The following is an 874-nucleotide window of genomic DNA, read 5'->3' on the forward strand; positions in this document are numbered from 1 at the left end:
CGGATTTACCTAAAGAAGGCGGTCGTTTTGATTTGCCTATCGCATTGGGTATTTTAGCGGCTTCAGAGCAAATCGCGACAGATAGGCTCAAAAACTACGAATTTGTTGGCGAATTAGCTCTGTCTGGAGGATTAAGACCTGTCAAAGGTGTGCTTCCTGCCGCGTTGGCTGCAAGCAAAGTAGGACGTCATTTGGTGGTGCCTCATGTCAATGGCGATCAAGCGGCGCTGGTGGGCAAAGAGCAACATAAGTCAGCGCAATCCTTACTTGAGGTGTGTGCGGAGTTATGTGGTCAGCATCGTCTCAATCTTTATCAAACTCCGAAGCGAAAAACGGTTGAAAAGCATGGTCGAGATCTACGAGACATCATTGGCCAGCAACAAGGCAAGCGTGCTCTAGAAATTGCGGCGGCTGGAAACCACAACCTACTTTTCCTTGGTCCTCCTGGTACAGGAAAAACCATGCTGGCGTCGCGTTTATGCGACTTACTGCCGGAGATGAGCGACGAAGAAGCGATGGAAACGGCTTCAGTCGCATCACTGACGCAAAGTGAGATTAATGAGCACAACTGGAAGTCGCGTCCGTTTCGTGCGCCGCACCATTCCAGTTCGATGGCGGCATTAGTTGGTGGTGGCTCGGTGCCAAGACCGGGAGAGATTTCTTTGGCTCACAATGGGTTATTGTTCCTTGATGAAATGCCGGAGTTTGACCGTAAAGTGTTGGACTCGTTACGAGAACCACTGGAGTCGGGTGAGATCATCATTTCGCGCGCACAAGGAAAAACGCGTTTTCCTGCTCGTTTTCAGCTGGTGGGCGCGTTGAATCCAAGCCCAACTGGCTATTACGAAGGGAATCAAGCTCGCACTAACCCTCA

The 874-nt window shown here is 50.6% G+C and carries 1 protein-coding gene; it reads left to right on the forward strand.

What is annotated here, in order from left to right:
• The coding region (locus tag R7190_RS26305) for a YifB family Mg chelatase-like AAA ATPase (protein WP_318137732.1) at positions 1–874 on the forward strand (874 nt) is incomplete at both ends.

The organism is Vibrio sp. 1078-1, from assembly GCF_033340475.1.